Source organism: Pseudomonas sp. ATCC PTA-122608, assembly GCF_001952855.1.
In the GTDB taxonomy this organism is placed as follows: domain Bacteria; phylum Pseudomonadota; class Gammaproteobacteria; order Pseudomonadales; family Pseudomonadaceae; genus Aquipseudomonas.
On record NZ_LPNO01000006.1, the window covers coordinates 62,736 to 82,314 of the forward strand.

At 61.1% G+C, this 19,579-nt stretch carries 17 protein-coding genes; 11 read left to right on the top strand and 6 right to left on the bottom strand.

The window, feature by feature from the left end:
* Nucleotides 1–78: 78 nt before the first annotated feature.
* Nucleotides 79–999, top strand: a complete 921-nt coding sequence (locus tag AU074_RS07465) for a DMT family transporter (RefSeq protein ID WP_076014176.1) — start codon at nt 79–81, stop codon at nt 997–999.
* 5 nt (nt 1,000–1,004) lie between these two features.
* Here AU074_RS07465 and AU074_RS07470 read toward each other — a convergent pair whose 3' ends face one another.
* On the bottom strand, nt 1,005–2,582 hold the full coding sequence (locus tag AU074_RS07470; RefSeq protein WP_076014177.1) for an ABC-F family ATP-binding cassette domain-containing protein: 1,578 nt from the start codon (nt 2,580–2,582) through the stop codon (nt 1,005–1,007).
* 186 nt (nt 2,583–2,768) lie between these two features.
* On the opposite strand from AU074_RS07470, the gene AU074_RS07475 reads away from it, so the two are divergent.
* The 7 genes from AU074_RS07475 to AU074_RS07505 all read left to right on the top strand — a co-directional run bounded on the left by AU074_RS07475 (nt 2,769) and on the right by AU074_RS07505 (nt 9,846).
* Nucleotides 2,769–5,690, top strand: coding sequence for a monovalent cation/H+ antiporter subunit A (locus tag AU074_RS07475; RefSeq protein ID WP_076014178.1), 2,922 nt, complete (start codon nt 2,769–2,771; stop codon nt 5,688–5,690).
* Nucleotides 5,690–6,034 (top strand): Na+/H+ antiporter subunit C, encoded by a 345-nt coding sequence (locus AU074_RS07480; protein ID WP_076014179.1) that lies wholly within the window; start codon nt 5,690–5,692, stop codon nt 6,032–6,034. The genes AU074_RS07475 and AU074_RS07480 overlap by 1 nt, the downstream gene beginning before the upstream one ends.
* A complete protein-coding gene (locus AU074_RS07485; RefSeq protein ID WP_076014180.1) occupies nt 6,031–7,713 on the top strand; it encodes a monovalent cation/H+ antiporter subunit D in 1,683 nt (560 codons plus the stop codon). Before AU074_RS07480 ends, AU074_RS07485 begins: the two co-directional genes overlap by 4 nt.
* Nucleotides 7,710–8,198: a Na+/H+ antiporter subunit E gene (locus AU074_RS07490; RefSeq protein ID WP_076014181.1), complete on the top strand. Its 489-nt coding sequence runs from the start codon at nt 7,710–7,712 to the stop codon at nt 8,196–8,198. Before AU074_RS07485 ends, AU074_RS07490 begins: the two co-directional genes overlap by 4 nt.
* The gene (locus tag AU074_RS07495) at nt 8,195–8,473 is read left to right on the top strand and encodes a K+/H+ antiporter subunit F (RefSeq protein WP_010209507.1); all 279 of its coding nucleotides are present in this window, start codon (nt 8,195–8,197) and stop codon (nt 8,471–8,473) included. The genes AU074_RS07490 and AU074_RS07495 overlap by 4 nt, the downstream gene beginning before the upstream one ends.
* Nucleotides 8,470–8,838, top strand: coding sequence for a Na+/H+ antiporter subunit G (locus AU074_RS07500; protein ID WP_076014182.1), 369 nt, complete (start codon nt 8,470–8,472; stop codon nt 8,836–8,838). The genes AU074_RS07495 and AU074_RS07500 overlap by 4 nt, the downstream gene beginning before the upstream one ends.
* Nucleotides 8,839–8,925: 87 nt before the next feature.
* The gene (locus tag AU074_RS07505; protein WP_076014183.1) at nt 8,926–9,846 is read left to right on the top strand and encodes a hypothetical protein; all 921 of its coding nucleotides are present in this window, start codon (nt 8,926–8,928) and stop codon (nt 9,844–9,846) included.
* Between the two features lie 144 nt (nt 9,847–9,990).
* On the opposite strand, the gene lepB is transcribed toward AU074_RS07505, so the two are convergent.
* Nucleotides 9,991–10,659: a signal peptidase I gene (gene lepB / locus AU074_RS07510; RefSeq protein ID WP_076014184.1), complete on the bottom strand. Its 669-nt coding sequence runs from the start codon at nt 10,657–10,659 to the stop codon at nt 9,991–9,993.
* Between the two features lie 164 nt (nt 10,660–10,823).
* On the opposite strand from lepB, the gene AU074_RS07515 reads away from it, so the two are divergent.
* Nucleotides 10,824–11,375, top strand: coding sequence for a dihydrofolate reductase family protein (locus AU074_RS07515; protein ID WP_076014185.1), 552 nt, complete (start codon nt 10,824–10,826; stop codon nt 11,373–11,375).
* A 645-nt stretch (nt 11,376–12,020) separates the two neighbouring features.
* Here the strand turns inward: AU074_RS07515 and cysS are convergent.
* Together cysS and AU074_RS07525 are read right to left on the bottom strand one after the other, a co-directional pair.
* Nucleotides 12,021–13,409 carry a cysteine--tRNA ligase gene (gene cysS / locus AU074_RS07520; protein ID WP_076014186.1) on the bottom strand — a complete coding sequence of 463 codons (1,389 nt, stop codon included), beginning with the start codon at nt 13,407–13,409 and terminating at the stop codon, nt 12,021–12,023.
* 15 nt (nt 13,410–13,424) lie between these two features.
* Nucleotides 13,425–15,125, bottom strand: coding sequence for a glutamine--tRNA ligase/YqeY domain fusion protein (locus AU074_RS07525; protein ID WP_076014187.1), 1,701 nt, complete (start codon nt 15,123–15,125; stop codon nt 13,425–13,427).
* A 246-nt stretch (nt 15,126–15,371) separates the two neighbouring features.
* On the opposite strand from AU074_RS07525, the gene AU074_RS07530 reads away from it, so the two are divergent.
* Together AU074_RS07530 and lpxH are read left to right on the top strand one after the other, a co-directional pair.
* On the top strand, nt 15,372–15,875 hold the full coding sequence (locus AU074_RS07530) for a peptidylprolyl isomerase (protein WP_076014188.1): 504 nt from the start codon (nt 15,372–15,374) through the stop codon (nt 15,873–15,875).
* Entirely contained in the window at nt 15,872–16,621 is a 750-nt protein-coding gene (gene lpxH, locus AU074_RS07535; RefSeq protein ID WP_076014189.1) for a UDP-2,3-diacylglucosamine diphosphatase, read from the top strand. Before AU074_RS07530 ends, lpxH begins: the two co-directional genes overlap by 4 nt.
* Nucleotides 16,622–16,749: 128 nt before the next feature.
* Here the strand turns inward: lpxH and AU074_RS07540 are convergent, their stop codons facing one another.
* Both AU074_RS07540 and AU074_RS07545 read right to left on the bottom strand, forming a co-directional pair.
* Nucleotides 16,750–18,282: a DHA2 family efflux MFS transporter permease subunit gene (locus AU074_RS07540; RefSeq protein WP_010166975.1), complete on the bottom strand. Its 1,533-nt coding sequence runs from the start codon at nt 18,280–18,282 to the stop codon at nt 16,750–16,752.
* A gap of 64 nt (nt 18,283–18,346) precedes the next feature.
* Nucleotides 18,347–19,564: an efflux RND transporter periplasmic adaptor subunit gene (locus AU074_RS07545; protein ID WP_076014190.1), complete on the bottom strand. Its 1,218-nt coding sequence runs from the start codon at nt 19,562–19,564 to the stop codon at nt 18,347–18,349.
* Nucleotides 19,565–19,579 lie beyond the last annotated feature (15 nt).

Consider the following 19,579-nt stretch of genomic DNA (forward strand, 5'->3'; position numbering starts at 1 on the left):
GGTGGGGTTGCGCAGTATACTGCCCAGCTTGCGGCGCATTGTGCGGTCCGCGCCCCTACTGTGCAAGACCGAGCCGCCATGACCACCTCCCCATTGTTTTCCCGTTTCAGCAAAGCCGAATGTGTATTGGTGGTGATCACCATGTTTTGGGGCGGCACCTTTTTGCTGGTGCAGCACGCCATGGCCGTGAGCGGCCCGATGTTTTTTGTCGGCCTGCGGTTTGCGGCGGCGGCTGTGATCGTCGGGGCGTTTTCATTGCGCAGCCTGCGAGGCCTGACGCTGTTTGAGTTGAAGGCCGGGTGCTTTATCGGTGTGGCGATCATGTTTGGCTACGGTTTGCAGACCATTGGCTTGCAGACGATCCTGAGCAGCCAGTCGGCATTTATTACTGCGCTGTATGTGCCATTCGTGCCGCTGCTGCAATGGCTGGTACTGGGACGGCGGCCGGGGTTGATGCCGAGCATCGGCATCATGCTGGCGTTTACCGGGTTGATGCTGTTGACCGGCCCGGCCGGGGCATCACTGAATTTCAGCCCCGGTGAAATCGCCACGCTGATCGGTGCGGTGGCGATTGCCGCCGAGATCATCCTGATCAGCGCCTTTGCCGGGCAGGTGGATGTGCGTCGGGTGACGGTGGTGCAACTGGCCACGGCTTCAGTGCTGTCGTTCCTGATGGTGGTGCCGATGGGCGAGGCGCTGCCGGAGTTTTCCTGGTTGCTGCTGTTCAGCGCGGTGGGCCTGGGACTCACCAGCGCGGTGATTCAGGTGGCGATGAACTGGGCGCAGAAAAGCGTCTCGCCGACTCGCGCCACGCTGATTTATGCCGGGGAGCCGGTGTGGGCCGGCGTGGTCGGGCGGATTGCCGGCGAGCGCTTCCCACCGATTGCCATGGTGGGCGCGGCGTTGATTGTGGCGGCGGTGATTGTCAGTGAGATGAAAACCCGCCGGCAGCGGCTCGCCGAACACGAGATCGAACTGGAACACGAAAAGCAGGGTTAAACGCCTCAGAGGCGCAACTCGCCGTCCAGGTTAATGGATTGCAGAAACGCCTCGTCATGGGACACCACGATCAATGCCCCCTGGTATTGATTGAGCATTTGCTCCAGGGCAATCCGGCTGGGCAAGTCCAGATGGTTATCGGGTTCGTCCAACAACAGCAATTGCGGCGGACGCTGGGCGTAGAGCTGTGCGGCCAGGGCAATTTTCAGGCGCTCGCCACCGCTCAGTTGGCAGGTGTCGAGCATCGCGCGGTCAGCATCAATGCCCATTTGCGCCAGCCGGGTACGCGCTTCGCTTTGCGTCAATAGCGGATTACTTTCGTAGAGCCATTGCACCGCCGTGCGTTCGGGGTGCTCCAGCCCGGCGTGTTGGTCCAGCCAGCCGATATGGCAACTGCGCGCCAACTCACCGGCAGCCACCGGCAACTGGCCGGCAATCACCCGCAGCAGGGTCGACTTGCCACTGCCATTGGCCCCCAGGATCGCCATGCGCATCGGGCCGGTCAGGGTGAGATTGATCGGTGCGCGGCTGCCAAACGGCAGCACCACCTCGTTGAGTTGCAACACCAGCTTGCCCTGAGGCACCACGCTTTCCGGCGACAGCATCATGCGCTGGATCTCGGGCGCACACCGTGCACGCGCCTCGGCGATCCGCTGCTGTTGCTGCTCACGCGCCAGCTGCTGATTGAGGCGCAACTTGCCCTGGCTGTTTTCACTGCGCTCTTTCTGGGCGTTGGTGATCAGTTTGGTCTGATTGCCATCCCGGGCCTGGCGGTCGCCCCGGGCATTGCGGCGCTGCTGACGCTCCATCTGGATGACCGCTTCACGCTGCTCACGTCTGGCGTGCGCGCGCTCCCCCTGCAACGCCGACTGGAACGCTTGCTGCTCCTGCTCCCGTGTCGCCGCATAGTGGCTGTAATTACCGCCGTACACCGCCAAGCCCTTGGGCGACAGTTCGACAATCTCGTCTACGTGCTCCAGCAACCCACGGTCATGGCTGATCAGCACTAGGCCGCCGGACCACCGATCAATCTGCTGGGCAAGCTTGTGTTGCTGATCAATGTCCAAGTGGTTGCTGGGCTCATCGAGGATCAACCAGTCTGCCCTGGACAACCAGGCGCCCAGCAAAGCGACGCGCTGGCGTTCGCCCCCACTGAGGGCCGCGGTAGGCGAGTCGGCAGCCAAGTGCCCCAGGCCTATGTGTTCAAGGGCCGCCGCCAGTCGAGGCGCGCAATCCCATTGATCGACCGCCAGTGCATGGTCGTGCTCGTCCAGACTGCCCTCGGTGATACGCGCCAACGCCGCCAGCACTTGGTCGACACCTGCCAGCGCCGCTACGGTGGGATAGCGCTCGGGCTCCAGCAGTTGCGTCACCGCGTACACACTGCCCTCACGGCGCACATGCCCGCGGGTGGGCTGCAAGGTGCCCGCGAGCATTGCGCCCAACAAGGACTTGCCAGTCCCATTGGCCCCCACGAGGCCGGTCGCCCGGGCGCTGAAGGCATGGTTCAGGTTGTCGAACAGCATGCGCCCGTCCGGCAGGCTGTAGGCGACATGGTCAAGTTGAAGCAATCGTTGGGTCATGACACGTCCTTATGCAACAGGCTGAAAAAAACCTTTGAACAGCATACCTGCCCTGAATACAGGCATTGAAACAATGCCAAACAGTCTTTTTCAGCCTACCTTGTAGGATCCTGCCACATCTTGCCGTTTGGTGATCAAGATTCCGGCACGTATGATGCATCCCAAACTCCCGCAGATTAGAAGCCTATGTCCCTGATAGTTCTACTGCTTCTGCCCTTTATCGGCAGCTGTCTCGCGGCCTTGCTGCCGCACAACGCACGTAATACAGAGTCCCTGCTGGCCGGCCTCGTCGCCCTGGTCGGGACGGTTCAAGTCGCCCTGCTCTACCCCCAGATCGCCCACGGTGGCGTGATACGTGAAGAATTCATGTGGTTGCCCAGCCTCGGGCTGAACTTCGTATTGCGCATGGACGGTTTTGCCTGGTTGTTCTCGATGCTGGTACTGGGCATCGGGACCCTGGTGTCGCTGTACGCTCGTTATTACATGTCGCCGGAAGACCCGGTGCCGCGTTTCTTCGCGTTTTTCCTGGCGTTTATGGGCGCCATGCTTGGCTTGGTGATTTCCGGCAACCTGATCCAGATCGTCTTCTTCTGGGAGCTCACCAGCCTGTTCTCGTTCCTGTTGATCGGCTACTGGCACCACCGCGCCGATGCCCGGCGTGGCGCCTATATGGCGCTGATGGTCACCGGCGCCGGCGGCTTGTGCCTTCTGGCAGGGGTGATGCTGCTCGGGCATATCGTCGGCAGCTACGACCTGGACCAGGTCCTGGCGGCCGGTGATCAGATCCGTGCCCATTCGCTGTACCCGATCATGCTCGCCCTGGTGCTGATCGGCGCCCTGAGCAAAAGCGCGCAATTCCCCTTCCACTTCTGGCTGCCCCACGCCATGGCTGCACCGACGCCGGTGTCGGCCTACCTGCACTCGGCGACGATGGTGAAGGCCGGCGTGTTCCTGCTGGCCCGCCTGTGGCCGTCGCTGTCCGGCAGCGAAGAGTGGTTCTGGATTGTCGGCGGTGCCGGCGCCATTACCCTGCTGCTCGGCGCTTATTGCGCCATGTTCCAGAACGATCTCAAGGGCCTTTTGGCCTACTCCACCATCAGCCACCTCGGGCTGATCACCTTGCTGCTGGGCCTCAACAGCCCGCTGGCCGCCGTCGCCGCGGTGTTCCATATCCTCAACCACGCCACCTTCAAGGCGTCGCTGTTCATGGCGGCGGGGATCATCGACCACGAAAGCGGCACCCGTGACATTCGCAAGCTCAGCGGCTTGGTGAAGCTGATTCCGTTTACCGCGACGCTGGCGATGGTCGCCAGTGCGTCCATGGCCGGCGTGCCGCTGCTCAACGGCTTCCTGTCCAAGGAAATGTTCTTCGCCGAAACCGTATTTATCTCCGCCACCGCCTGGGTTGAAATCGCCCTGCCGGTCATCGCGACTATCGCCGGTACCTTCAGCGTGGCCTATGCCCTGCGCTTTACCGTGGATGTGTTCTTCGGCCCTAAAGCCACCAACCTGCCTCACACTCCGCACGAGCCACCACGCTGGATGCGCGCGCCGGTGGAGTTGCTGGTGTTTACCTGCCTGCTGGTGGGGATTTTCCCGGCCCAGGTGGTCGGTTCGATCCTCGCCGCTGCCGCCCTGCCGGTGGTCGGCGGTGAGCTGCCAGAGTACAGCCTCGCCATCTGGCACGGCTGGAACGCGCCGATGATCATGAGCCTGGTGGCCATGTCCGGCGGTGTCGTGCTCTATCTGCTACTGCGCAAGCAGCTCAAGCTGGGCCGCTTCAAATACCCGCCGATCATCAGCTACTTCAACGGCAAGCGCGGCTTCGAGCGCTGCCTGGTGGTGATGATGCGTGGGGTGCGCAAGATCGAAAAACGCATCAGCACCAAGCGCCTGCAAACCCAGTTGTTCCTGCTGGTGCTGGCGGCAGTGATCGCCGGGTTGATCCCGATGCTCTACAGCGGTATCAGTTGGGGCGACCGGCCGAAGATCCCGGGCTCCATCGTGTTCGTCACCCTGTGGCTGCTGGCGATCGCCTGTGCCCTGGGCGCCGCCTGGCAAGCCAAGTACCACCGGCTGGCGGCCCTGACCATGGTCAGCGTGTGCGGCCTGATGACCTGCGTGACTTTCGTCTGGTTCTCCGCGCCGGACCTGGCGCTGACCCAACTGGTGGTGGAAGTGGTCACCACCGTGCTGATCCTGCTGGGCCTGCGCTGGCTGCCACGGCGGATCGAAGAAGTTTCGCCACTGCCAAGCTCGTTGCGCAAGGCACGCATCCGCCGTCTGCGGGACTTCCTCCTGTCCACCGTGGTCGGTGGCGGCATGGCGCTGCTCTCGTACGCGATGCTGACCCGCCAGACCCCCAACGATATCTCCTCGTTCTACCTCAGCCGCGCCCTGCCCGAAGGCGGCGGCAGCAATGTGGTGAACGTGATGCTGGTGGACTTCCGCGGGTTCGACACCCTGGGCGAAATCACCGTGCTCGGCGCCGTGGCGCTGACTGTCTACGCCCTGCTACGCCGCTTCCGCCCTTCGAAAGAAAGCATGGAATTGCCGGCGCAACAGCGCCAGCTCGCACCCGACGTAGCCACCGACCTGGTCAACCCGCGCCAGGCCAGCGACACCGCCCTGGGCTTCATGATGGTGCCGGCCGTGCTGGTGCGCCTGCTGCTGCCGATTGCCCTGGTGGTCTCGTTCTATTTGTTCATGCGTGGTCACAACCAACCGGGCGGCGGGTTTGTCGCCGGGCTGGTGATGTCGGTGGCGTTCATCCTGCAATACATGGTCGCCGGTACCCAGTGGGTCGAGGCGCAGATGAGCCTGCGGCCGATGCGCTGGATGGGCTTTGGCTTGCTGTCGGCAACGTTGACCGGGCTTGGCGCACTGTTTGCCGGCTACCCGTTCCTCACCACCCACACCTGGCACTTCAGCCTGCCGGTGCTGGGCGACATCCACGTCGCCAGCGCGCTGTTCTTCGACGTCGGCGTGTACGCCATGGTGGTCGGCTCGACCTTGCTGATGCTCACCGCCCTGGGCCACCAATCGGTGCGTGCCCATAAACCCAGCAACCAGGCGAAAGCCGTTGCCAGCCAAGGAGGAGCCGCCTGATGGAAGAAGTCATCGCAATTGCCATTGGGGTCCTGGCGGCCTCCGGCGTCTGGCTGATCCTGCGGCCACGGACGTTCCAGGTGGTGACGGGCCTGTGCCTGCTCTCCTACGGGGTCAACCTGTTCATCTTCAGCATGGGCAGCCTGTTTATCGGCAAGGAGCCGATCATCAAGGACGGCGTGCCGCAAGACTTGCTCAACTACACCGATCCGCTGCCCCAGGCCCTGGTGCTGACGGCAATCGTGATCAGCTTCGCCATGACCGCGCTGTTCCTGGTGGTGCTGCTGGCGTCCCGGGGCCTGACCGGCACTGACCATGTGGACGGCCGGGAGCCCAAGGAATGACCTGGATGAATCAACTGATCATCGCGCCGATCCTGCTGCCGTTGCTGACCGCCGCGCTGATGCTGATGCTCGGCGAGAAACACCGCCCGCTCAAGGCACGGATCAACCTGTTCTCCAGCATGGTCGGCCTCGGCATCGCCGTGCTGTTGCTGTACTGGACCCAAAAAGGCGGCCCCGGCTCCATCGGCGTGTACCTGCCGGGCAACTGGCAGGTGCCATTCGGCATCGTGCTGGTGGTGGACCAACTGTCGGCGATGATGCTGGTGCTCACCGGGATCATCGGCGTCAGCGCCCTGTTGTTTGCCATGGCCCGTTGGGACCGTGCCGGCACCAGCTTCCATGCACTGTTCCAGATTCAGTTGATGGGCCTGTATGGCGCCTTCCTGACCGCCGACCTGTTCAACCTGTTCGTGTTTTTCGAGGTGCTGCTGGCGGCGTCCTACGGCTTGATGCTCCACGGCTCCGGTCGGGCGCGGGTGTCATCGGGGCTGCATTACATCTCGATCAACCTGCTGGCTTCGACCTTGTTCCTGATTGGCGCAGCGCTGATCTACGGCGTCACCGGCACCCTGAACTTTGCCGACCTGGCCCTGAAAATCCCGTTGGTACCGGAGGCCGATCGCGGCCTGCTGCACGCCGGTGCAGGTATCCTCGCCGTCGCCTTCCTGGCCAAGGCCGGCATGTGGCCGCTGAACTTCTGGCTGGCACCCGCCTACTCCTCGGCGAGTGCGCCGGTGGCGGCGATGTTTGCGATCATGACCAAGGTCGGCGTGTACACCGTGCTGCGCCTGTGGAACCTGCTGTTCTCCGGCCAGGCCGGGGCCTCGGCGCTGTTTGGCGGTGACTGGCTGATCTATGGCGGCATGGCGACCATCGTCTGCGCGGCGCTGGCAATGATCGCCGCGCAACGCCTGGAACGCATGGCCAGCCTGAGCATTCTGGTGTCCGCCGGGATCCTGCTGTCGGCGGTGGGGTTTGCCCAGCCAAGCCTGACGGCCGGGGCGCTGTTTTATCTGGTCAGTTCCACCCTGGCGTTGAGCGCGCTGTTCCTGCTGGCCGAGCTGATCGAGCGTTCGCGCTCGGCCAACGACATGCCCTTGGACGATGAAATCGAAGCCCTGCCCAAGGCCATGGAATCCCTGCATCCACCGCCCGGCACCAACCTCGACGATGAACAGAAAGCCGTAGTCGGCCAGGTGATTCCCTGGACCGTAGCGTTCCTCGGCCTGAGCTTTATCGCCTGTGCCCTGCTGATCATCGGCATGCCGCCGCTGTCCGGGTTTATCGGCAAGCTCAGCCTGCTCAGCGCGTTGATCAACCCGATGGGGCTGGGCAATGCCGTCGACGAACCGGTGCGCCCGGCGGCGTGGGGCCTGGTGGCGCTGTTGATCTTCTCCGGCCTGGCCTCGCTGATCGCCTTCGCCCGCCTCGGTATCCAGCGTTTCTGGACCCCGGAAGAACGCCCGTCGCCGCTGTTGCGCCGCTTCGAGTGCGTGCCGATTTTCTTCCTGCTGGGCCTGAGCATCGTCCTGACCTTCAAGGCCGAGCCGCTGATGCGCTACACCCAGGCCGCCGCCGAAAGCCTGAACAACCCGGAGCATTATGTGATGGCGGTCATGGCGACGCGCCCGGTGCCGAGCCCTGAAGCCAAGGCCGCCGCATTGGAGATGCAGCCATGAAGCGTCTGTTCCCTGCCCCGTGGCTGTCGTTGGCGCTGTGGTTGTTGTGGCTGGTGTTGAACCTGTCCGTCAGCCCCGGCAACCTGCTGCTGGGTGCGATTCTCGGTTTTGCCGCACCGCTGATGATGGCGCCGCTGCGCCCGTTGCCGATCCGCATCCGCCGCCCGGGCGTGATGATCCGCCTGTTCTTCATGGTGGGCCGTGACGTGATCATCTCCAATCTTGCCGTAGCCTGGGGCATCCTGGTCTGCAGTTCGCGTCCTCCGCGCTCGCGTTTTATCAAGATCCCGCTGGACCTGCGGGATGCAAACGGCCTGGCCGTACTGGCGATGATCACCAGCGTGACGCCGGGCACCGTGTGGTCGGAACTGGCCCTGGACCGCAGCATCCTGCTGATCCACGTGTTCGACCTGGATGACGAAGCGCAGTTTATCGAGCACTTCAAACACGCCTACGAACGGCCCCTGATGGAGATCTTCGAATGAGCGCCCTGCTCTCCAATGCGATCCTGTTGAGCCTGTTCCTGTTTTCCCTGGCCATGGTGCTGACGTTGATTCGCCTGTTCAAAGGCCCGTCGGCCCAGGACCGGGTCCTCGCGCTGGATTACCTGTACATCCTGGCCATGCTGATGATGCTGGTGCTGGGCATTCGGTATGCCAGTGACACGTATTTTGAAGCGGCATTGTTGATTGCGCTGTTTGGTTTTGTGGGGTCGTTTGCCCTGGCGAAATTCCTGCTGCGTGGGGAGGTGATCGAATGATCAATATGGGTGTGTTACCGCTGTGGGTTGAAGTGATCGTCGCGGTTTTATTGGTGCTTAGCAGCCTGTTTGCGCTGATTGGAGCGATTGGGCTGTTGCGGATGAAGGACTTCTTTCAGCGCATGCACCCACCGGCACTGGCCTCGACGCTGGGGGCGTGGTGTGTGGCGTTGGCCTCGATCATCTACTTTTCGGTGCTCAAGTCCGGGCCGGTGTTGCACGGTTGGTTGATTCCGATCCTGCTGTCGATCACGGTACCGGTGACCACGTTGCTGCTGGCGCGTACGGCGTTGTTCCGCAAGCGCATGGCCGGGGACGACGTGCCGGCTGAAGTCAGTAGCCGTGGGACCGACAGCGGCAGCTGAAAATACAGATAACTATCTGTCACCCCGGCCATGACTCCCCCTCGTACCTTTATCGGACAACCTACCTTTCCGATACAGGTAAAGACCATGTATACCCATTCCGATGCACTGACCACGCTGTTTGATTTACTCAACTCGCTGAACGCGCTGATTTCACAATTGACCACCCAGCAACAGGCCGCCAAAAAGCGAGGTCTCGAGTTGTATCAACTCGGTGAATTCGAAGAGTGCGAAACTCACCTGACCATCTCCGCTTTGGCCGGCGATGCCCCGTCCCAATACGCCTTGGGCGAAGCCATTCGGCGCCGGGTCGGCAGTGTCAGCCCCGAGGCCCAGGCGTGCTATCGCCTGGCTGCCGACCAGGATCATGTGTACGCCCTGATGCGCCTGGGTGGCGAAACCAACCTGGCCAAAGCCAAGACCCTCGCCCAGTCGGGTGCCGATGCAGGCGAGGGCGAGGCGATGCTGCAACTGTACGAGCTGACCCAAGACCGCTCATGGCTTGTCAAGGCAGGTGATGCAGGCTGCGCAGAGGCCTATTACATCGCCGCGCTGCTGTTTGACAAAAACCAGGCCAGTGACAATCGCGACTCCATGTTGAGGTATGCGGCCTTCAAGGATTTTCCACCCGCGATGACGTGGCTGGGGAATATGCAAACCTATTACCGCAACCTCTCCTACCAGCGCATTCACCTTGAAAAAAGACTGGCCCTCAATGAACTCGACGGGGTCATGACCTACGCCGCGGCGCTTGCCGGTATCAATGTCGAAGAGACCAGCCGCTACTACTATCCCATCAACCTGACCCATGCCTATGGCCTGTATTGGTTGGTCATGGACAGCACCCGGCAAAATGCCCGGCATCGTGAGGCTGCGACCTGCCTGCAACAGCTAGGCACCGAATTGAGCGCCGAGCAAATAGAAACCGCCAAGGCGTATGGCCGCCAGTGGAAAGCCGATCATCCGGCCCTGTCGGAGTTCAGGTTGACCTACAGCGATATGAAATAACCGAGGTAACCGTGGCAAGCCCCCCAACATTCGACCGCGACCCCGTGCCGCGAGCGCTTAGCGTAGTTTCTGCGAGCGTTTTTTTCACGGCCCCGGCTGATGGTTCGCGCTAAGGGCGCTGGGTCCGAAAGCGTGATCAGCCCACTACAGTATCGGCGCGCCAAATCGGCCCAATCGTGGCATCCAATGGTCCAGGATCTGCGCTGACGCCAGGATATGGTGGGCGTGTCCGATCAACAGCCGACGCGGCACGAACCCGATGTATCGGGAGTCATCACTGTTGTCGCGGTTGTCGCCCAGCATGAAGTAACTGTCGGCGGGCACCACCACCGGGCCGAAGTTTCGTAACGCCCGTACTGTCGGCATGAACTGAATCGTGCGCTGGCTGTTGTTCGCAAGCTCGGTCAGTTTGATCCCTGGGACGGTCTGGCCAGGTGCGATAGGCTCGCTGATGTCTTGGCCATGACTGTAGGTGGCCGGTGTGCCGTTGACCCACAGCACCTCATCGCGCATTTCCAGGGTGTCGCCGGGGATGCCGACGATGCGTTTGATCAAACGGATGCCGTCCTTGGGTGAGGAGAACGTGACTACATCGCCGCGCTGGGGGTTATCCAGTTTGGCCAGGGATATGTCCGTCAGGGGCAACTTGAGGTCGTATGCCACGCGGTTGACCAGTACCACGTCGCCCTCTAGCAACGTCGGGCGCATGGAGCCGGACGGGATGGGGTTCCAGTCGGCCAGGGACGTGCGGAAAACGCCGAAGCACAGCCAGAAGATGATTGCGTAACGGTAGCGGATTAACCAACGGCGCATAGATCCTCGCACTGCAAAAAAAAGGGGTGTCGGCCTGCGCCAGGCAACCCATGGTTATTTTTGGTAATGGTCGCTTATTGCATCGGAAGATTAAATTAACATTAGCGTTACCGGCCAATCACAGCCGGTGTTTTCAAGCCCACAGAAAAGGAGTTTCACGCCCCATGGATATCAAATGCTCGGTCTTTATCGCAGCCAGCGTCGATGGCTTTATTGCCCGGCTTGACGGGGATATCGAGTGGCTTCATCGGCCGGAGTACGACGGGGCCGAATTGAGCGGTGTGACCTATGAAAACTTCATTGGCACGGTTGATGCCTTGGTGATGGGACGCAAGACCCTGGAGAAAGTGTTGTCCTTCCCGGAGTGGCCCTATGAGGGTATGCCGGTTATAGCGCTCTCTCGGCAATCGGTTGAGATACCTGCGGAGTTGAAGGGCAAGGTTGAGGTGGTGAGCCAGGATGTCACCAGCCTCGTGGCAGCGTTAGCCGAGCGCGGGATGAAACACCTGTATATCGATGGAGGCCAGACGATTCAGGCGTTTCTTGAGGCGGGGTTGATTGACGAGATGATCATCACGCGTATTCCGGTTGTGCTGGGTCAGGGGATTCCCTTGTTCAGCCAGTCGGGTGGCGAGCATGAGCTTCGGCATATCGGCACGTATGCGTCGGATAATGGGTTTGTTCAAAGCCTGTATGAGGTCAGTGGCAAGCGCTGATGCTCATTGAGCGAGTGGGTTGAATCGAGTACATATCCGTTTTTTTGGTCAGGGCAGATATGGGTTCCGCTCTTACAGCGGCTCACTTTTGAACAGCGCAAAAGTAAGCAAAACGCTCTTGCCCCACCACTCGGCACCTCGCCTAGGCTCGGTGTGCCCTCATCTCCGGTATTACTCCGCGGGCCGCCGCGACGGGGCGTCCCTGCCCCGTCGCGGCTAAACCGGCGTCCTGCCGGTTTACCCGCTCCGTAATACCTGCGTTCGGCCAGCGTGGTTTAATGGGGCGCCTAAGATCAAGATCAAAAGCAAGAGCACAGCGGCCTACCGGCCGGCTTGAGTGTGGTGGAGCAACAGCAACAGCAAGATCAGAAGCGGGCACGGTCCAAATGTGGGAGCGGGCTTGCTCGCGAAGGTCGTTAACGATGACGTTGGCATTCTGGATGAACGCGGCGTTCTCAGGTTTTTCGCGAGCAAGCTCGCTCCTACAGGGGAGCAGCTTTGTTTTTGAACTCGAGCAGGCTTTGCCTGCACTTGAATGTGTCAACTATGTCTGCGCACAGGGGTCCGGTCAGCGACTCGTTGTAAGTTATGCACCAAAAAAAACGCCCCGAACCAATCGGGGCGTTTTCATTCAGCATTCACCCATCAAGCCTGATCAGCCAACCGCCACGTCGTCCCACCCTTCCCGTCTTCCAACACCACACCCATCGCGGTCAGTTGGTCACGGATACGGTCAGACTCCGCCCAGTCCTTGTTGGCTCGGGCAGTCAAACGTGCCTGAATCAGCGCATCAACTTCAGCGGCATCCACACGCCCTTCAGCGCCCGCCTGCAGGAAGTCATCGGCTTCCATCTGCAATACGCCCAGCACGCTCGCCAGCTCTTTCAAACGTGCGGCAAGCCCCGCCGCTGCGTTGAGATCGCTCTCGCGCAGGCGGTTGATCTCACGCACCATTTCAAACAGCACCGCGCAGGCTTCCGGTGTGCCAAAGTCGTCGTTCATCACTTCGGTAAACCGCGCAACGAACGCTTCGCCGCCCGCAGGTGCCACGGAGGGCAGGCCTTTCAACGCGTGGTAGAAACGCTCCAGGGCGCCTTTGGCGTCCTTGAGGTTGTCTTCCGAGTAGTTGATCGCGCTGCGGTAGTGGCTCGATACCAACAGGTAGCGCACCACTTCCGGGTGGTATTTCTCCAGCACGTCGCGAATGGTGAAGAAGTTGTTCAAGGACTTGGACATCTTCTCGCCATTGATGCGAATCATGCCGCAGTGCATCCAGGCGTTGGCGTAGGTCTTGCCGGTGGCCGCTTCGCTTTGGGCAATTTCGTTTTCGTGGTGCGGGAATTCGAGGTCGCTGCCACCGCCATGAATGTCGAAGGTCTCGCCCAGGCAGCAGGTGGACATCACCGAGCATTCGATGTGCCAGCCCGGACGCCCGGCGCCCCAAGGTGACTCCCAGCTCGGCTCGCCGGGCTTGGTGCCTTTCCACAGCACGAAGTCCAGCGGGTCATGCTTGGCTTCGTCGACTTCGATCCGCGCACCAATGCGCAGGTCTTCGATTTTCTTGCGCGACAGCTTGCCGTAGCCCATGAACTTGGCGACGCGGTAGTACACGTCGCCGTTGCCCGGGGCGTAGGCGTAACCCTTGTCGATCAGGGTCTGGATCATCGCGTGCATGCCCGGGATATGGTCCGTGGCGCGCGGTTCCATGTCCGGTTTAAGGATGTTGAGGCGCGCCTCGTCCTCGTGCATCGCAGCAATCATGCGCTCGGTCAGCGCGTCGAACGACTCGCCGTTTTCGTTGGCGCGATTGATGATCTTGTCGTCGATGTCGGTGATGTTGCGCACATACGTCAGGTCATAACCGCTGAAACGCAACCAGCGGGTCACCAGGTCGAAGGCAACCATGCTGCGGCCGTGGCCGATGTGGCAGTAGTCGTACACGGTCATGCCGCACACGTACATGCGCACCTTGTTGCCATCCAGCGGCTTGAAGACTTCTTTGGTTTTGCTGAGTGTGTTGTAGATCGTTAGCACGATGAATCCCTTAGATCACTGGCCCCACGAATCACGCAAGGTCACGGTACGGTTGAATACCGGAGCACCGGGTTTCGAGTCCTTGATATCCGCGCAGAAGTAACCTTCGCGCTCGAACTGGAAACGGTCTTCCGGCTGTGCGTCGCCAAGCGATGGCTCGGCACGACAACCAGTGAGAACTTGCAGCGAGTCAGGGTTGATGTTGTCCAGGAAACTGGCGCTGTCTTCAGCCTTCTCGGGGTTAGGCGAGCGGAACAGGCGATCGTACAGGCGCACTTCACATTCGATGCTGGCCGCGGCCGGCACCCAGTGCACCACACCTTTGACCTTGCGGCCTTCCGGGTTCTTGCCCAGGGTTTCCGGGTCGTAGGAGCAACGCAGTTCGACGATGTTGCCATCGGCGTCCTTGATCGCTTCGTCGGCACGGATCACGTAGCTGCCGCGCAGGCGCACTTCGCCGTTCGGCTCCAGGCGCTTGTAGCCTTTTGGCGGCTCTTCCATGAAGTCATCGCGGTCGATGTAGATTTCACGGGCGAACGGCAGCTTGCGCACGCCGAGTTCTTCTTTCTGCGGATGACGCGGCAGTTCGAGGTTTTCGACCTGGTCTTCCGGGTAGTTGGTGATCACGACTTTCAACGGACGCAGCACGCACATGGCGCGCGGTGCGTTCGCGTCGAGGTCCTGACGGATGCTGAATTCGAGCATGCCGAAATCCACCACGCCGTCGGAACGGTTGGTGCCGACCATGTCGCAGAAATTGCGGATCGACGCCGGGGTGTAGCCGCGACGGCGGAAGCCCGACAGCGTCGACATGCGCGGGTCGTCCCAGCCGAATACGTGCTTTTCATCAACCAGTTGCTTGAGCTTGCGCTTGCTGGTGATGGTGTAGTTCAGGTTCAGGCGGCTGAATTCGTACTGACGCGGGTGCGCCGGTACCGGCAGGCTGTCGAGGAACCATTCGTACAGCGGACGGTGGCTTTCGAACTCCAGGGTGCAGATGGAGTGGGTGATGCCTTCGATAGCGTCCGACTGACCGTGGGTGAAGTCGTAGTTCGGGTAGATGCACCACTTGTCACCGGTCTGGTGGTGGTGGGCGTGGCGGATGCGGTACATGATCGGGTCGCGCAGGTTCATGTTCGGCGAGGCCATGTCGATCTTGGCCCGCAGTACGCGCTCGCCGTCCTTGAATTCGCCGGCTTTCATGCGGGCGAACCAGTCCAGGTTCTCTTCTACCGAACGGTCGCGGAACGGGCTGTTCTTGCCCGGCTCGGTCAGGGTGCCACGGTATTCCTTGGCTTGTTCCGGGCTCAGGTCGTCGACGTAGGCCTTGCCGGCCTTGATCAATTCCACCGCCCAGTCGAACAACTGGTCGAAATACTTGGAGGCATAGCGCACTTCACCGGACCATTCAAAGCCCAGCCACTTGATGTCGCTTTCGATGGCGTCGATGTATTCCTGGTCTTCCTTGGCCGGGTTGGTGTCGTCGAAACGCAGGTGCGTGACGCCACCGAACTCCTGGGCCAGGCCGAAGTTCACACAGATCGACTTGGCGTGGCCGATGTGCAGGTAACCGTTGGGCTCAGGCGGGAAGCGGGTGACGATCTGCGTGTGCTTGCCCGAATCCAGGTCCGCCTGGATGATCGGGCGCAGGAAATTGACCGGGACGGCAGGTCCGGCCTTGGAATTCGAGGTAGGGTCGACAGTGGGCTTGCTCATAGGATCCTTGAACAGACGAAGTACTTGGCCGGGTGAGGCCGACAAACAAAGGGCTTATCATAGCCGATGCTGTCAAGGCCCTGACAGAGCGTGGCCAAAAACTGCTGCATTTATTGCACGGGCGGTAAAAAACCACCTCGAAATTCCCGCAGGTCACGCTAAACTGCGCGCCTTGGCTGCCGTTTTTGCCAAGCAGGTAAGGCGCAAAACGCCCAAACCCACGAATTCCTTGAAAGAGTAGTGAACATGACTCAAGTCAAACTGACCACCAACCACGGTGACATCGTCATCGAGCTGAACGCCGAGAAAGCGCCGATCACCGTCGCCAACTTCATCGAGTACGTTAAAGCCGGCCACTACGAAAACACTGTTTTCCACCGTGTCATCGGCAACTTCATGGTCCAGGGCGGCGGTTTCGAGCCTGGCATGAAAGAAAAGAAAGACAAGCGTCCTAGCATCCAGAACGAAGCGGACAACGGCCTTTCCAACGACAAGTACACCGTCGCCATGGCCCGTACCATGGAGCCGCATTCGGCCTCCGCGCAGTTCTTCATCAACGTTGCCGACAACGCCTTCCTGAACCACAGCGGCAAGAACGTGCAGGGTTGGGGTTACGCGGTATTCGGTAAAGTCACCGCCGGCACCGACGTTGTCGACAAGATCAAAGGTGTGCAAACCACCGGCAAGGCAGGTCACCAGGATGTACCGGTAGAAGACGTTATCGTCGAGAAAGCCGAGATCGTTGAGTGATATTGCTGATTTCAGATTTGCATCTGGAAGAGGAGCGCCCGGACATAACCCGGGCGTTTCTGGATTTACTGAACGGCCGCGCCCGTTCCGCCCAGGCGTTGTACATTCTGGGGGACTTCTTCGAAGCCTGGATTGGCGACGATGGGATGACGCCCTTCCAGCGCTCGATTTGCGAGGCTCTGCGCGAGCTGAGCGACAGCGGCACCCAGATTTTCATCATGCATGGCAATCGGGATTTCCTGATCGGCAAGGCGTTCTGCAAAGCCGCAGGCGCAACCTTGCTCAAGGACCCGAGTGTGGTGCAGCTCGCAGGCGAGCCCGTGCTATTGATGCACGGCGACAGCCTTTGTACCCGCGACCTTGGCTATATGAAGCTGCGGCGCATCCTGCGCAACCCCATCACCCTGTTCATCCTGCGCCACCTGCCTTTGCGCACGCGGCACAAGCTCGCTCGCAAGCTGCGCAGTGAAAGCAGCGCCCAGGTGCGGATGAAGGCCAACGATATTGTCGATGTGACGCCTGAGGAAGTGCCGAGGGTGATGCAGGCGTTTGGCGTGCGTACGTTGGTGCATGGCCACACCCACCGCCCGGCGATTCACAAGCTGCAGATTGGCGAGCAGGCGGCCAAGCGCATTGTGCTGGGGGATTGGGACAAGCAAGGGTGGGCGTTGCAGGTGGATGAGCAAGGGTTTCAACTGGCGGCGTTTGACTTCGTCAACCCACAGTTGGCACTGCCCGGCGCTTGACCCAGATCGTTCCCACGCTCTGCGTGGGAACGCATCCTGTGACGCTCTGCGTCACGACCTTCACAAGCGGACGCAGAGCGTCCAAAGCGGCATTCCCACGCGGAGCGTGGGAACGATCATAAGCAACATCAGTGGCCCGAAGCCTCCGGCCCGGCCTTCGCCGCGAACGGCGGTTTCGCCAGCCACACAATCACGATCAACGCCATGAACATCCACCCCAGCAACGTGAAGTAATCCACGGTGGACATCATGTACGCCTGGCTCGTCAGTATCTGATCAAGCTGCGCATACGCCTTGTGCCCTGCCCCACCGAGCGCCTGCAAGGCGTCCCGGGTGGCCGAGTCGTAGGTGGTCATGTTTTCGCTCATGTAGGCATGGTGCTGGTCCGCCCGGCGAATCCAGATCCAGGTGGTCAACGAGGCTGCAAAGCTGCCGCCCAGGGTCCGCAGGAAGGTCGCCAAGCCTGCGCCGTCGGCGATTTGCGCCGGGGGCAGGTCGGACATCAGGATGCTCAAGGTCGGCATGAAGAACAACGCCACGCCGATACCCATGAACAGCTGCACCAGGGCGATGTGCGTGAAGTCGACTTCATTGGTGAAGCCAGCCCGCATGAAGCAACTCAAGCCAATCGCCAGGAACGCCAGGCCAGCCAGCAAGCGCAGGTCGAACTTGTGCGCATACTTGCCCACAAACGGCGACATCAATACCGGCAGAATCCCGATCGGCGCCACCGCCAGGCCCGCCCAGGTGGCGGTGTAGCCCATCTGGGTTTGCAACCATTGCGGCAGGATCAGGTTGATCCCGAAGAAGCCGGCATACCCCAACACCAACACAATCGTGCCAATGCGGAAGTTGCGGTAGGCAAACAGCCGCAGGTTGACCACCGGGTGCTCGTCGGTCATTTCCCAGATCACGAACACCGCCAGGGCAATCGCCGAGATTACCGCGCCAATGATGATGAAGTTCGACTCGAACCAGTCCAGGTCGTTGCCCTTGTCGAGGATGATCTGCAGGGCGCCGACGCCGACGATCAGGCTGAGCAAACCGACGTAGTCCATCGGCTGGTAGCTGGTGACCACCGGGCGTTTCTTCAGCTGCGAACGCACCACCATCACCGCAAAGATGCCGATGGGTACGTTGATAAAGAAGATCCACGGCCAGCTGTAGCTGTCGGTAATCCAGCCGCCGAGGATCGGCCCGGCAATCGGCGCCACCACCGTGACCATCGCCAGCAACGCCAGGGCCATGCCTCGCCTTGCGGGGGGATAGACCGCGATGAGTAGCGTCTGGGTCATCGGGTACAGCGGGCCGGCGACCAGGCCTTGCAGCACCCGGAAGCCGATCAGCTCGGGCATCGAGGTGGAGATGCCGCAGAGAAACGAGGCCAGAACAAACAGGATGGTGGCCCACAGAAACAGCTTCACCTCGCCGAAGCGACGGCTCAACCAGCCGGTCAGCGGCAGCGCGATGGCGTTGCTCACCGCAAACGAGGTGATTACCCAGGTGCCCTGCTCCGAACTCACACCGAGGTTGCCGGAAATCGTCGGCAACGCCACGTTGGCGATGGTGGTGTCGAGCACCTGCATAAAGGTCGCCAGGGACAGGCCGATGGTGGCCATCAGCAAGCTGGGCGGCGTGAAGGAGGCGTTAGCGTTACTCATCGCGAATCCTGTGCAACATGATTGGCGCTACGGCCGCTGGGGCCGTAGCTGATGGATTGGCGAATCAGCGCTGGGCAGCCTTGGGAGCGGCAACGCTGTTGTCATGGATCAGTTGGGTGATCATGGCGTCGGCTTCGGCCAACTGGCGGTCGTACACGTTGGTGGTGAACGAGGCCTTTTGCGGCGCCTGCTGGGCCAATACCGGGCCGCTCTGGTCGTGCAGGTCGACGTTGACCACGGTGGACAGGCCCACGCGCAGCGGGTGCTTGGCCAGCTCATCGGCGTTCACATGGATACGCACCGGTACCCGTTGCACGATCTTGATCCAGTTACCGGTGGCGTTCTGCGCCGGCAGCAAGGCAAATGCACTGCCGGTGCCCGCGCCGAGGCTGTCCACGGTGCCGCTGAACTTCACGTCGCTGCCGTAGATGTCAGATTCGATATCCACCGGCTGGCCGATACGCATATCCCGCAGTTGGGTTTCCTTGAAGTTGGCGTCGATCCACAGTTGATCCAGCGGGATCACGGCCATCAGCGCAGTGCCCGGCTGAACCCGCTGGCCCAGTTGCACGGTACGTTTGGCCACATAGCCGGTCACCGGTGCAATCAGGGTGCTGCGGGCGTTGGTCAGATAGGCCTGGCGCAACTGCGCGGCGGCGGCTTGCACGTCCGGGTGGGACGAAATCACGGTGTCGTCCACCAGCGCGCTGGTGGTCTTGAACTGCTGCTCAACGTTGGCCAGGGCGTTTTGTGCCGAGGTCAGGTCATCACGAGCGTGGGACAGTTCCTCTTGGGAAATCGCCCCGCCGGCCGCCAGGTTTTTCCGACGGGCGAAGTTGTCCTGGGCCTTTTGCACGTTGGCTTTCTGCGCCAGCACCTGGGCTTTCATGCCATCGACGTTGCTGTACAAGCCACGCACCTGGCGCACGGTGCGGGCCAGGTTGGCCTGGGCACTTTGCAGGCCGACGGCGGCGTCGTTGGGGTCGAAGTTGATCAGCACCTGGCCTTCATGAACCAGGTCGCCATCGTCGGCACCGATGCTCACCACGGTGCCGGTCACCAGCGGGGTGATTTCCACCACGTTGCCGTTGACGTAGGCGTCGTCGGTGCTTTCGCTGAAGCGGCCATACAGTTCGTACCAACCCCACACGCCCACGGCGCCGAGGATGACGATCAGCGCCAGGACAAACAGCATGATTTTGCGTTTGCGCGGGTTGCTGGTGGACGGTTGTTCAGGCTTTTTTGTTTCAGGAGCGTTGTTGCTGGTTTCGGCAGTGGCCATGACAAGTACCTTGAA

What these genes read in the sequence shown, in the direction of transcription:
- AU074_RS07545 (WP_076014190.1), bottom strand. Translation starts at nt 19,564, where the DNA reads ATGGCCACTGCCGAAACCAGCAACAACGCTCCTGAAACAAAAAAGCCT.
- AU074_RS07465 (WP_076014176.1), top strand. Translation starts at nt 79, where the DNA reads ATGACCACCTCCCCATTGTTTTCCCGTTTCAGCAAAGCCGAATGTGTA.
- AU074_RS07525 (WP_076014187.1), bottom strand. Translation starts at nt 15,125, where the DNA reads ATGAGCAAGCCCACTGTCGACCCTACCTCGAATTCCAAGGCCGGACCT.
- AU074_RS07540 (WP_010166975.1), bottom strand. Translation starts at nt 18,282, where the DNA reads ATGAGTAACGCTAACGCCTCCTTCACGCCGCCCAGCTTGCTGATGGCC.
- AU074_RS07515 (WP_076014185.1), top strand. Translation starts at nt 10,824, where the DNA reads ATGGATATCAAATGCTCGGTCTTTATCGCAGCCAGCGTCGATGGCTTT.
- lepB (WP_076014184.1), bottom strand. Translation starts at nt 10,659, where the DNA reads ATGCGCCGTTGGTTAATCCGCTACCGTTACGCAATCATCTTCTGGCTG.
- AU074_RS07490 (WP_076014181.1), top strand. Translation starts at nt 7,710, where the DNA reads ATGAAGCGTCTGTTCCCTGCCCCGTGGCTGTCGTTGGCGCTGTGGTTG.
- AU074_RS07530 (WP_076014188.1), top strand. Translation starts at nt 15,372, where the DNA reads ATGACTCAAGTCAAACTGACCACCAACCACGGTGACATCGTCATCGAG.
- AU074_RS07480 (WP_076014179.1), top strand. Translation starts at nt 5,690, where the DNA reads ATGGAAGAAGTCATCGCAATTGCCATTGGGGTCCTGGCGGCCTCCGGC.
- AU074_RS07470 (WP_076014177.1), bottom strand. Translation starts at nt 2,582, where the DNA reads ATGACCCAACGATTGCTTCAACTTGACCATGTCGCCTACAGCCTGCCG.
- AU074_RS07505 (WP_076014183.1), top strand. Translation starts at nt 8,926, where the DNA reads ATGTATACCCATTCCGATGCACTGACCACGCTGTTTGATTTACTCAAC.
- AU074_RS07475 (WP_076014178.1), top strand. Translation starts at nt 2,769, where the DNA reads ATGTCCCTGATAGTTCTACTGCTTCTGCCCTTTATCGGCAGCTGTCTC.
- AU074_RS07495 (WP_010209507.1), top strand. Translation starts at nt 8,195, where the DNA reads ATGAGCGCCCTGCTCTCCAATGCGATCCTGTTGAGCCTGTTCCTGTTT.
- AU074_RS07500 (WP_076014182.1), top strand. Translation starts at nt 8,470, where the DNA reads ATGATCAATATGGGTGTGTTACCGCTGTGGGTTGAAGTGATCGTCGCG.
- AU074_RS07485 (WP_076014180.1), top strand. Translation starts at nt 6,031, where the DNA reads ATGACCTGGATGAATCAACTGATCATCGCGCCGATCCTGCTGCCGTTG.